An 11,991-nucleotide genomic window follows, 5' to 3' on the forward strand; every position below is an offset into this window, starting at 1 on the left:
GTTAATAGATTTATTTCTATATTTGGAATCGAAAATTTTATCGCATACATACAACATACGTATATTACTAGGATAGCGCCCCCTCTGGTCTCGGTAAAGGTATCACGATAAGACCCAATACTAAAATGAAACTGAACCTGCGGCCCTAAGTGTTTTTCCATTTCACAATGGATGACCAAAGGTTGAGCTAAAAGAATCATCATGACACCTACTACATTTAAGACCAAGCTATTTAATGTGCTCTCTATTATTTGTGCCTGCCACCTATTTTTTGCAGGCTTAGAATTACCCAATGCCTATTATGAATATCTCCGAATTCTCGTGACCGCTGTTGCACTTTTAACGGTAATCAAGAATCTCAATAAAAGTAGGCTGTATATGATCGCTTTTGGTGTAGTTGCCATTATTTTTAATCCTGTATACCCCCTAGATCTTTATAATAAAACGTTTTGGTTACTATTGGATATTATTACGGCCCTCCTTTTTCTTGTGGAAGCCTTTGATGCGAAGACCGTTGCAACCCCCGTGGAGGAATCAAAAAAAAGAAAGCGTTTATTCCCCTAGTTTTAAAGAATAGTAGCTTTTATTCTTTTCCACATCTTGGTCATCAAAAATCCTGAAACAACAGCAACTCCCGTTAACACCCCCGCATACATATAATCGCCATAAATCCAATAGCCCGTTGCGAACATACAGCTATAGATCAGGACACAGCCCAATAGCATGGCCACAATGCCTGATGGGACACTCCACCCTTCTTTGGCATGGACAATTTCCTTGCCCTCGGCCTTGGCTTCCCGCACTACTTTTGTCCACCCAGGTCCTCCCGGCTGGATCTTTTTATAGAACGACTGCAATACTTCTTTACTTTCAGGTTGGGTGATAAAGGTTGCCCCTACCCAGATGATGGTGGTGACCAATACCACAAAGGGATATTCATAATAGTTTTCAAAAACCCCGGTTTCGGCATCAAACAGAAAGGCTCCCAAGGGGGTCAATTTTAATAAAATGGAAATGATCCCCGAGGCGAACATGGCCGTGATCTCGCTCCAGGCGTTGATACGCCACCAAAACCATCTCAGTATAAAAATGAGGCCTGTTCCCGCACCAAATACCAAGAGTACCTCGAATAATTGCAGGGCATTTTGCAGTACCAGGGCCAAAAGTGCACTGAATACCATAAGGACCACGGTGGAAATTCGACCCACCAGCACCAATTTCTTTTCCGATGCCTTTGGATTGATCATCTGCTTGTAAAAATCGTAGACCACATAGGAAGATCCCCAATTCAATTGGGTGGAAATGGTACTCATATAGGCCGCTACCAAGGAGGCCAATACCAGCCCGAGTAACCCACTGGGCAATTTGGTCAGCATGGCGGAGTACGCCAGATCATGCCCCAATTTATCATCTGTAATATTGGGAAATGCTTCTTGTATGCTCGCCAAATCCGGGTATACCACCAAGGAGGCCAAGGCGACCAAGATCCATGGCCACGGCCTTAGCGCATAATGCATGATATTAAAAAAGAAAGTAGCGCCAATGGCATGGTTCTCATCTTTTGCTGCCAACATCCTTTGGGCGATATACCCTCCCCCACCTGGTTCTGCCCCAGGATACCAGGAACTCCACCATTGTACGGCCAAGGGAATAATAAATAAGGTGATCAAGGCCTGTTTATCACTAAAATCAGGTAAAATGGATAGCTTTCCGGCTACGGCATCATTCGCAATCAAGGCCGATACCCCGCCCACTTCCGGTAAGTTCACCAAATAATAAGCGGCCCCTATGGCACCGCCCATGGCCACAAAAAACAGGACAAAATCAGTATAGACCACTCCTTTAAATCCACCCGCGGCGCTAAATATTACGGTAATGACCCCCCCGAAGACCACGGTCTGCCACGGCTCCAGGCCCAGCATAATTCCACCGATCTTAATGGCGGCCAGGGTGACGGCCGACATGGTAATGACGTTAAAAATAACCCCGAGATAGATGGCCCTGAATTTTCGTAAAAACCTGGCAGGGGCGCCGCCGTAGCGAAATTCGTAAAATTCTATATCGGTGTTCACGTTCGATTTTCGCCACAGTTTGGCATATACAAAAACGGTCAAGAGACCTGTAAGCAAAAAGGCCCACCATACCCAGTTCCCGGAAACCCCGTTGGTCCGTACGATATCGGTTACCAGATTGGGCGTATCTGTGGAAAACGTAGTCGCTACCATGGAGACGCCCAACAACCACCACGGCATGGTGCGGCCGGAAAGAAAAAACTCATTGGAATCGGTGCCCGATTTTTTAGAAACATAGAGCCCTATGGAAAGGGTAATGGTAAAAAAAACGATGATGATCAAATAATCCCAGAAATTCAATGATACCATATATGCTGCGGTTTGGTTGGTGTTATGTTGGAGTAATATCTGCAGTACTCCTCGGTTTTTTATCTATTTATCAACGACTACTGAGCCCTCAGTTTCCTATTCCCCTTCATCAACAACAACCAACTTCCCCTTTACTCCTGTGACAGTGGCATTGTTCTTTTTAATGGATTGGCTGTACTGTCTATAGCAATTGAATCGAGCTTCTGCTCTAATGGGGCCAAGGAGTCATTTTCAATTTCCATAATTGGCACCACAGCGCCCCTAATGGAATCACGTATCTTTAAATATTGTCGGTATGTGGTGTCGGACAATGCCAAGGGAGAAGCCTCTTCTGCGGTTAGCATACTATAAGGCCAACAAGGAAAATGATCCATTTCGTATTCAAAATTTGTCAGAATAGGTCGTCTCCAGTAGCTAAGATCCCTGAAAACCGAGGCTACCATCGGCAAGGCCGTATTAGCTCCAGAGCCCATAGTAGTGGAACTGAACTGTACGCGTTTGTCAAAGGTACCCACCCAGGCGCCAACCACCAGTTCGGGAGAAGCTCCAATAAACCAGCCATCCCCATTGTTTTGGGTGGTCCCTGTTTTGCCAATGATGTTAAATGGAATATTATATGCTGCCAATCGGGAACCTGTGCCCCCTTGTGTCACGCCCTCCATCATTTTTTGTAGGGCCTTTACATTTTTGTAACTGGCCACCCTCCCCTCATAGGCAGGTTTTGCTTCATAGATCACCTCTCCTTGTTCGTTCTCTATCCGTTCAATGGCAAAGGGCTTTACCTTATTGCCCCCATTGGAAATACTGGCATAGGCCCTAACCATTTCCAACAGAGTGATATCTGCGGTTCCCAGAACAATGGAAGGTACGTCTGGCAACTCAGTTTCAATCCCCATTTTCTTTGCCTGTTCCAATACCCGTTCCGTTCCCGTGCGCATTTGTATGGCCACGGAAACCGTATTGATGGAACCTGCCAAGGCCCCGTGCATACTATAGCTGCCCCCGTAGGAATGGTCCGCATTTCTAGGCCTCCAATCTTCAAATTTGGAATAGGTCAACAACCTGTTATCATAAAACGTACAAGGTTCCTGTCCTGTTTGCAAGGCTGCCAGATAGGTGATGGGTTTAAAAGTGGACCCAACTTGTCTTGGGGTGATGATGTTATCGGTCTGACTAAAACCGTAATCGATGCCCCCAACATAGCCCATGATCCTACCAGAGGTACTGCTCATCACCAGCACCCCGGCATGCAGTCTGTTGATACTTTTGGTTATGGAATCTTCCAGGGATTGCATTTGGTCCTCATAGCCCTTGCCTACGACCCAATATTTACGTTCCTTTTTCTGTTGTATAAATTTATTGATCTCGGCATCGGTCTTCCCGGCCTTCCGCATGTTTTGGATGACCCCCATGCTCTCTTCTATTTTCTTTAAAAGGGCCTCTTTTCCCCCTTCTGTGGTTGATGCCGACCAATAGCGGTCCATCAAGGATTGAAGCTGGTCTATTTGGCGCTGAATGGCCAGTTCTGCATAGTGTTGAATATCTACATTTAGGGTGGTGTACAAGCTGAGACCATCGGCCTCCAGACTATAGGTATGTCCGTCCGGAGCCGGGTTCTCTTCTGCCCATTTCTGAAATTCAGCAGCGACATATTCCTTGTAATAATTGGAAAAGGAAGATGATTTTTTAGGGGTCTGATAGTCGATTTTTAAAGGAGCCTTGGCAGCTGCAAATTCCTCTGCCGTCAAGTACCCATATTTTTCCATCTGGGACAGGACCACATTGCGTCTCTGTTCCGCACGGTCGGGAAAGGTCCTAGGATTGTAATAGGTAGGGGCTTTTAGGAGTCCTACCAAGGTGGCACTTTCCGGAAGGGTCAGTTCCTCCGGGGGCTTGTTAAAAAAGCGGTTAGCGGCTTTTTCTATCCCATAGGTATTTTCCCCAAAGGAGACGGTATTGAAATACAGCAGTAAAATATCGTCCTTATCGTAGATGTTTTCCAGGCGTTTGGCAATAAAAACCTCGCGGATCTTATTGATGGGTGTGGATAGAAAAAACTGTTTTTCCCTCCCGAACAGGTTTTTGGCGACCTGCTGGGTGATGGTACTCCCACCGCCTGCATTTTGCCCCAGGATGATGGATTTTACAAAAACCCTCGCATAACTTTTATAATCCACCCCTCCATGGTCATAAAAACGGGTATCCTCGGTAGCGACCAGGGCATTTTTTAGATTGGAAGTGATCTGGGAGCTATCTACATTGGAGCGGTTCTGTAAAAAGTAATAGCCTATAGGTTCCTTATTGGACGCATAGATGGTAGAGGTGACCGGGTTTTTCAGGCCTTTTAAATAATCTGCTGTAGGGAGCTTTCCGAACGCCCCAAAATAGATCATGGACATGAGGATGGCCACGGCAGTAATACCAAAAAGTACAAGAAAAAAGAATGTCTTAAAGGGGTGCTTCCGTATGTAGCGAAACAATTGTTTGCTCTTAGCACCTAGTTTACGTATACTATTTTGGACCACTCCCATTTAAAAAACACCAATTAAGCTTGTTATACGAACGAGCTTCGTATTCGGATTTAAAAATAGCCTAATTTTTTTAGGGTTGGTTGTTTTTGGATAAAAAATTAGGGATGCACCAATATAGACATTGCAATAGCTCTTGGCGACTGCCCATAAAAAGAAGATGTCAAGCAAGGGTGTTTTAGGTATGTGATGTCCAACACTGCAGATTACAACTCTCAAACAAACAAGCCTTGTTCATTGCTCATTTTTCACTTGTCACTTCTCACTTCTCACATCTCACATCTCACATCTCAATTCTCACTACTCATTTCTCATCGCTCTTTGATCATTGTGAAACCCCATTCTCCTTGGCCGTTTTTCTTCTGGCCGTTCTTCGGTCATCTTTGAGTGCCCAAAAAATACCCTTGACGTCCTTTACCCAATGTGGGTACATGTATATGAGGGAGATCTCCTCTATGGTTTCCAACACCCCTATGATGATCATGGTATAGAACAACCAGTAGACCGGACCAAAAAACAATAACCATAAAATAAACACCCCCTGTAACACGGCAGACGTCTTGGCGAGATAGGTATGGAAAGCTGTGGCCTTGCCGTATTTAACAAAGGCAATGATCATCTGCAGCACATAGGGAATAAAAGCCAAAAGGATAAGGCCGTAATTGGCCTTCATGAAGTCGGTCTCAAAAACAATCAGGCCAATAAGTCCCATGACCAGGGTGATCTGGTCGCCAACAGAATCCAATTGGGAACCCCTGGCACTGACAAGATTTAACTTCCGCGCCAGAAAGCCATCAATAGCATCCGTACTATAGCTGATCAGTAAAAACCAGGTAAACAGTTGTCGCTCCCCCAACCAGACCAGGCCCAAAAGTAAGGGCACGGCAACTATTCTGTAAAAGGAAAACCAATCAGCAATATTGTATTTATCAAATCTGAACATTTGTGGCTTTTAAAATCTTACAAACGAAAAATTCCATTCATGGTTTTCAAACCTAAAATATGATCCATTTTTCACTACTGGTTGTGACCAAATAAAGACACCTTCCTACCAATGGATCTCTTGAATACATATATTCCATTGCAAGGCACAGCATATTGCCACAACTTCCTTCAAAGCTACCCTTCCCCTATTTCAAATAAAATGATGGATATCATGTGGCCCATGTTCGATAAAGATTGACTTTTATCATTTCACACCCTCTTTTTATGCCATAGCTTCATACACAACTAATCTTGAGCTTATGCAAACTATACTTTATGCCACTGACTATTCAAAAAATTCCGTTGCAGCCCTGTTATATGCCAATAGTCTATGTTATAAACTAAACGCCAAGCTGCTGGTCCTCCATGTGTTTGACCATCCCATGTCCCTGGCCACCAAAGTTTCTTTGGCGTATTTAAAAAAAGAACAGGAGCTGTTTGAGGTTCACAAAATGAAATTGGAGGCCTTTTGTTATGAGCATTTAAAAGACAAGCCCATTGTGACCAACCGCCAAGTGATCGCCATAGAGAATAGATCCAGTACGGACGGCATCCTTGAAGCCATTGTATCTCTAGATCCGGATATGGTGGTTGTGGGCACTAAGGGCGGCAGCGCCCTCAAGGAATTATTATTGGGGAGTACGGCCACTGGGTTGATAAAAAAAGCCCCTTGTACCGTTTTGACGGTTCCCGAAAATACAACCCTCGTCCCATTGCACACCCTGGTCTATGCCACTGATTTTGAAGATGCCGATATTTTTGCCATCCAACAGCTGGTGAAAATTGCCGAACCCTTCGAGGCATCCATAAAAATTGTACACATTACCACTAAGGATGAATACGAAGAGGATAGACAGGTAGCATGGTTACAAAAAATGCTGGAGCAAAAAGTGGACTATAAACCCATGGATTTTGAACGTATATTATCCGAGAATATCCTGGAGGCACTCCATACCTATATAGAACGATCTGATGTATCCATTTTGGGGATGCTGGAACGTGATGATGGCAGCCTTATTCGAAAATTGATGCACAAAGACCTTGTCATAGCCATGGAATCTTACTTGACCATTCCTCTTATGTGCTTTAAGGTGGGGGGTCTTTAATACTCAAATCAATTCCTCTACATCCCTTGGTGGTGCATTGGAAATATGTACCTCTGCCCTTGCCCCTCCTATCATGGTATATTCATTTTTGATCTTTACCCTGTTCCACCAAAGTATCCAATGCCCCAACAGTGGAAAATAGCGGGTGATCACCTTTGCCAGATGTCCAAGACCCGTTAATGTTATGGAGTCCTTGCGCATGGCGATCTGTACGCAGACACTTTTGGCCACGTGTTCACGGGTATCGAGTTTTTCATTTGTCCGTTTGGGAAGATAGATCCAAGAGCCATCCGCATCCAAAATGGTCTTTTTGGGATCGTTTTCGGTAAAACCAACATACGTAATCCCTACGTGCACCCCGTTGTCGGACAACTCTATCCGTAAGGCTTCTGCCAACCCGGCCTGTGCCATTTTAGAGGTGCTATAAGCTGCATTGTAGGGCATGCCCCTAAAACTGGCAACGCTATTGATAAAGATGATATGTCCTTTTGATATTTTTAAATGGGGGATGGCGTATTTACTTAAATGTGCGGATCCGTTAAAATTGGTCTCGGCAATAATTTTGTAATTGGAATCGGCCATATCCTCCACACTGCCCCTGCTGCTTATCCCGGCATTGTTCACCAAAATATCAAGTCCCCCATAGGTGCTTACCGCACTATCTATCAATTGTCTGCATTGGGCAGGAAAACGGATATCTGCAACCACGGGCAGGGTATCGTAACCCAGTTCCCTAAATTCCAATGCCGTATGCTCCAATCGCTGCCTGTCCCTTCCATTTAACACCACCTTGGCGCCCAGATTCAATAATTCTTGGGCTATGGCTTTTCCTATGCCCATACTGGAACCACTGACAATGGCCACCTTATTTTTAAAAAACCCGTTTCCCATTACCTTTCATTTATTGTTTACCATTTTACCACAATTTTTCCCATGGATTTCCTAGATTCCAAAAATTGGTGTGCCTCCGCCAACTGTTCTATTTTATATTCGGCACCCACAAATGGGTTTAAATCGCCTTTCTCGGTCAATTGAATTACAGCCTTCATGGCATTGGCCACCTTATCCGGTCTTTCCTCCCCAACCGTTAGCATGTTCACCCCGATCATCCCTTTGGATCCTCCCAAAAACTGAAGGGGATGATAGACCCCGAATTGAAACAACACCTTTAATTTCCCGAAGAAGGAGGGGTTCTTATTCATGGAGGACACTCCAAAAGTCAACAACCTCCCTCCTGCTCCCAACAGTCGGAATCCCTTTCGCACGGAAGTCCCCCCCACCGGGTCAAAAATCACATCTAAGCCGGTATCCTTATTGAGCAAGCGCACCTCCTTTTCAAAGTCGACCTTCTTATAATTAATGGGATGGTGTACCCCGAGCTTCTTTACATATTCTATTTTTTCCATGGAACTACAGGTACCAAAGACCATGCATTTTTTCAACAATGCCAGTTGTACCAAGGCCGTTCCCACACCGCCTGCCGCCGCATGTACCAACACCCTATCACCTTCCTGCAGATTCGCCATGGTATGGGATAAGAAATAGGCCGTACTATATTGGGTAGCCAGGGCTACGGCTATTCCGGCAGAAAAGGTTTCCGGGATCTTGTGCGCCATCGCTTCCTCAGCCACGGCATATTCCGCATATCCCCCGAAACGTGTCAATGCCACTACCCTATCCCCAGCTTTTAGCCTTGAAATATTGGAACCGCATTCTTCAACGTGACCCACAACATCGTACCCGAGAATGGCCGGCAAGGGCGGTGCTGCCTTATAAAGCCCCAATCGGGCCATGACATCGGCGAAATTGAGACCAAATGCAGCTACTTTTATCAATACCTGATCCGGAGAAAGAATGGGTTTTTCTGTTTCCCGAACCTCAAAAGCGGTTTGGGATGCTCCGTATTTTACCAAAAAGGCTGCTCTCATATATTTCTTGGTTTAATTACCCTAAAGAAAGGTAACCAACCTAGTGAAACTTTCAGCTGATCGAAGTCATTTGATAATCAAATGATTCGCCTTTTATTTGATTACAGGTCCCCCATAAATTCTGTAATATGAAAACATATATATGGATGTGGGCTTTTTTTTTCGCTTTTGTCTCCCATGCGCAATTCAAATCGGGTGAAAATGTAACCATAACGCAACCTCAAGATGATGATATTTATCTGGCAGGTGAAGCCGTAAATATCAACAATAAGGTCCAAGGTGATGTTGTCGCCAGTGGAGGTACCATTTTTGTTTTAGATTCCATAAGTCAAGACCTTATTGTTGCCGGTGGGGAACTCACCTTTAAGGGCTATGTTGCCGATGATGTACGTGCCGCAGGGGGAAACTTGCTGATAGATGCTGAAATTGGTGATGACGTTGTGGTAGCGGGAGGTAAAATACATATCGGTAACAATAGCATCATCCACGGTAATCTTATATCCTTTTCTGGAGAGCTACAGGTAAATGGGGATGTAATGGGGACGATGAAAGCCTCTGCCGGGAAGGCCTCCATTTATGGGACCATAGGAAAAGATGCAAAAATAAGCGGAGGCGAAATTTACCTCGACGGGGATTTTATGGGAAATACCCAAATCACAGCGGAACACCTCACCATAGGCAACAACGCCAAATTCCACGGGGAGGTTACCTATTGGACCAAAGAAGGGGAAGTGGATTTTAAGAATGCCCTTGTGGGCACCACCGCGACCTATACGGAAGATCTTCGTATGGAGGAAGAGGAACTATCGATATACAAATTAGGAGCATTCTCGTTTGGGCTGGCCCTTTTTTACATCCTATCCATATTTTTGATCATCATTCTGTTCCATGCCATGTTCAAAAACCAATTTCCAACCATAACGACGGATATGGAAGGCAATACCTGGAATGTTTTGGGCAATGGCCTGATCTATTTATTTGGGTTACCATTGCTTATCGTAATTACGTTTATCACCCTTATCGGAATTCCCATAGGACTCTTCATATTGGTCACCTACCTGTTTAGCCTCCTTTTCGGGCATATTCTCGCCGCATTGCTGTTCACCTATTATTTGAACCAACGCAAAGAAAAGCAGTGGGGATTCTGGGCTATGGTATTTTTAACGCTGGGGTTTGCGCTTATCCTGCGATTGGTAACCCTCATTCCGATTGTAGGGTGGATCATCTCCGTTGTGGCATTGAGCTTTACCTATGGGCTCATTATCAAGAAGGTGATAAGTAGAAAGAAAGTAGTAGTATAAAATATGGAGTTATGTCAGTTGCAGTCACAAACAATACCCTGGATATAAGGTTAAAGAAAGTCACCTTAAAAGGCATGCTGTTTCTACCGGAAAACGCCCTAGGGCTCGTCATTTTTTCTCATGGCAGCGGTAGTAGTCGGTTAAGCCCCAGAAACAACTACGTCGCCGAAATACTTCAAAAAAAGGGCCTGGGCACGTTTCTTTTCGATCTACTTACAGAAAAGGAAGATAGCGTCTATGAAACAAGGTTCAATATTGATCTATTGACCCAACGCCTTATTGAAGTAACCGATTGGCTGCAACAGTACGGCCCTACCAAAAACCTACCTATGGGATACTTTGGTGCCAGTACCGGCGCAGCCTCCGCCCTTCGTGCCGCCGCCTTTTATGGGGATGCCGTTGGAGCAGTGGTATCCAGAGGGGGAAGACCGGATTTGGCCATGCAGGATTTAGCCATGGTAAAGGCCCCAACACTATTATTGGTAGGGGGCTGGGACCATATGGTTATAAAATTAAGTGAGAGTGCATACGATGCATTAAGATGTAGGCGAAAGCTGGAAATCATTCCCGAGGCCTCCCACCTTTTTGAGGAGCCCGGAAAATTGAAAGAAGTGGCCGAAAGGTCCGCAAAATGGTTTGTTACTTGGTTAACCTCAAAAAAATGAAATTATGTTTAAAGACCGTATAGATGCCGGACTTCAATTAGCGGCAAAGCTAAAGGACCACAAGGATAAAGACGTTGTTGTACTTGCCATTCCAAGGGGGGGACTTCCCCTGGGGTCCATCGTCGCTAAATCATTACATGCTCCCTTGGATGTTGCCCTTTCTAAAAAAATAGGGCATCCCTACAATAAAGAATATGCCATTGGGGCTGTAAGTATGGAACATGTCATACTTAGTGATGCGGCAGAAATTGAAAAGGGGTATATCGCAAAAGAAACGGCCAAGATAAGAGCCAAATTAAAAATTAGGCACCAACAATACTATAAAGATAGAGAACCCGAATCCCTGGAAAATAAAGTGGTCGTTATAGTGGATGATGGCATAGCCACGGGAAATACAATTCTTGTGACGGCAGAGCTGGTACATGCCCAAAAGCCAAAGAAAACCATAGTTGCCATTCCGGTTGCACCAAGGTCCACCATTCCCAGACTGGAAGCATCCCCGTACATAGACCAGGTGATTTGCCTGTTGGCACCGCATAACTTTCATGCAGTGGGGCAATTTTATCAAAATTTCCAGCAGGTTTCAGATGCAGAGGCCATCTCAATTTTGGAAGAATCTATTCACCAAACATAATAAAAGCGCACTAAAAGAGAACGTTTTAGTGCGCCTTGAACCAAATATCGCAAGATGACTAATTCTTGATACCGAAAGTTACTTTGGTGTTGACACGATATTCAGCAATTTTGTTGTCCTTAACAGAAACCTGCATGTCCTGGACATAAACAGATTTAATATCCTTTACCGATTTAGAGGCCTCAGTAATGACATTCTGAACGGCATCTTCAAAACTCGTTTTGGAATTGCCCAAGATTTCGATCACTTTTAATACGGACATAATACGTTGATTTAAAAATTAAGGTTAGTGTATAATATGTTATATCCCTGCCAAGGTATTGTTCTTGTAGATAGTATACTATGACCTACATCATGTGAGCTCAAAATTGATCAAAAAAACAATTCCGCCAATGGTCAACTCCCCCCTGCACTCTAATGATGAAGGTCATAGGGTAGAATTAATACATCTCCTAGCTTTGGTT

At 44.4% G+C, this 11,991-nt stretch carries 11 protein-coding genes; 5 read left to right on the forward strand and 6 right to left on the reverse strand.

Features of this window, described 5'->3' with window-relative positions:
* Positions 1 to 201 precede the first annotated feature (201 nt).
* Positions 202 to 564, forward strand: coding sequence for a DUF6804 family protein (locus SB49_RS08015; protein WP_062055504.1), 363 nt, complete (start codon positions 202 to 204; stop codon positions 562 to 564).
* A gap of 2 nt (positions 565 to 566) precedes the next feature.
* On the opposite strand, the gene SB49_RS08020 is transcribed toward SB49_RS08015, so the two are convergent.
* From SB49_RS08020 to SB49_RS08030, 3 genes are all read right to left on the reverse strand, one after another.
* Entirely contained in the window at positions 567 to 2,381 is a 1,815-nt protein-coding gene (locus tag SB49_RS08020) for a sodium:solute symporter family protein (RefSeq protein WP_062055506.1), read from the reverse strand.
* Between the two features lie 131 nt (positions 2,382 to 2,512).
* The gene (locus SB49_RS08025) at positions 2,513 to 4,861 is read right to left on the reverse strand and encodes a transglycosylase domain-containing protein (protein WP_235537714.1); all 2,349 of its coding nucleotides are present in this window, start codon (positions 4,859 to 4,861) and stop codon (positions 2,513 to 2,515) included.
* A gap of 373 nt (positions 4,862 to 5,234) precedes the next feature.
* Positions 5,235 to 5,852: a CDP-alcohol phosphatidyltransferase family protein gene (locus SB49_RS08030; protein ID WP_062055509.1), complete on the reverse strand. Its 618-nt coding sequence runs from the start codon at positions 5,850 to 5,852 to the stop codon at positions 5,235 to 5,237.
* Positions 5,853 to 6,153: 301 nt separating this feature from the next.
* Between SB49_RS08030 and SB49_RS08035 the strand changes: the two genes are divergently transcribed.
* Positions 6,154 to 6,999 carry a universal stress protein gene (locus tag SB49_RS08035; RefSeq protein WP_062055511.1) on the forward strand — a complete coding sequence of 282 codons (846 nt, stop codon included), beginning with the start codon at positions 6,154 to 6,156 and terminating at the stop codon, positions 6,997 to 6,999.
* 3 nt (positions 7,000 to 7,002) lie between these two features.
* On the opposite strand, the gene SB49_RS08040 is transcribed toward SB49_RS08035, so the two are convergent.
* Positions 7,003 to 7,890, reverse strand: coding sequence for an SDR family oxidoreductase (locus SB49_RS08040; protein ID WP_062055513.1), 888 nt, complete (start codon positions 7,888 to 7,890; stop codon positions 7,003 to 7,005).
* Positions 7,891 to 7,907: 17 nt separating this feature from the next.
* On the reverse strand, positions 7,908 to 8,927 hold the full coding sequence (locus SB49_RS08045) for a quinone oxidoreductase family protein (RefSeq protein WP_062055515.1): 1,020 nt from the start codon (positions 8,925 to 8,927) through the stop codon (positions 7,908 to 7,910).
* A 128-nt stretch (positions 8,928 to 9,055) separates the two neighbouring features.
* Here SB49_RS08045 and SB49_RS08050 point away from each other — a divergent pair, with 128 nt between their 5' ends.
* From SB49_RS08050 to SB49_RS08060, 3 genes are read left to right on the forward strand one after another with little or no spacing between them, the layout of a single operon-like run.
* Positions 9,056 to 10,228, forward strand: coding sequence for a polymer-forming cytoskeletal protein (locus SB49_RS08050; RefSeq protein WP_062055517.1), 1,173 nt, complete (start codon positions 9,056 to 9,058; stop codon positions 10,226 to 10,228).
* Between the two features lie 11 nt (positions 10,229 to 10,239).
* Positions 10,240 to 10,893, forward strand: a complete 654-nt coding sequence (locus SB49_RS08055; RefSeq protein WP_062055519.1) for a dienelactone hydrolase family protein — start codon at positions 10,240 to 10,242, stop codon at positions 10,891 to 10,893.
* Positions 10,894 to 10,897: 4 nt separating this feature from the next.
* Complete coding sequence (locus SB49_RS08060) at positions 10,898 to 11,527, forward strand: phosphoribosyltransferase (protein ID WP_062055521.1); 630 nt, start codon at positions 10,898 to 10,900, stop codon at positions 11,525 to 11,527.
* A 58-nt stretch (positions 11,528 to 11,585) separates the two neighbouring features.
* Here the strand turns inward: SB49_RS08060 and SB49_RS08065 are convergent, their stop codons facing one another.
* Positions 11,586 to 11,789: a dodecin family protein gene (locus SB49_RS08065; protein ID WP_062055523.1), complete on the reverse strand. Its 204-nt coding sequence runs from the start codon at positions 11,787 to 11,789 to the stop codon at positions 11,586 to 11,588.
* Positions 11,790 to 11,991: the final 202 nt, after the last annotated feature.

The organism is Sediminicola sp. YIK13 (genome assembly GCF_001430825.1).
Classification (GTDB): domain Bacteria; phylum Bacteroidota; class Bacteroidia; order Flavobacteriales; family Flavobacteriaceae; genus Sediminicola.